Origin of the sequence: Amycolatopsis sp. NBRC 101858 (genome assembly GCF_030269325.1) — a bacterium.
Lineage (GTDB): Bacteria > Actinomycetota > Actinomycetes > Mycobacteriales > Pseudonocardiaceae > Amycolatopsis > Amycolatopsis ponsaeliensis.
This window is the reverse complement of record NZ_BSTD01000018.1, coordinates 1-276: the sequence shown is the minus strand read 5'-3', so window position 1 is coordinate 276 and position 276 is coordinate 1. Positions and strand designations below refer to the sequence as shown.

The following is a 276-nucleotide window of genomic DNA, read 5'->3' as shown; positions in this document are numbered from 1 at the left end:
GCACCGTCCTGTCGCTGCCGCGGGACGTGTTCGAGGATGTCCTGTCGCGGTCGGAGACTCTGCAGGCGCATTTGGACGCGTTCATCGCGGGTGGCGCGTCCGCCCGCAACGACCACGGCGAAGCCGAGATCTCGCTGGCCTCCGGCCACGACGGTGAGCCGATGCTGCCGGGCACGTTCGTCGACTACGACGCCCAACCCCGCGAATACGAACTCTCCGTCGCCCAGACGGTGCTGCGGGTGCATTCGCGGGTGGCGGATCTCTACAACCAGCCGA

1 pseudogene is annotated in these 276 nt (G+C 68.1%); it reads left to right on the top strand.

Annotated features, from left to right (window positions below):
- Nucleotides 1-276: pseudogene (locus QSK39_RS52930) on the top strand (Crp/Fnr family transcriptional regulator); the annotation flags it as partial.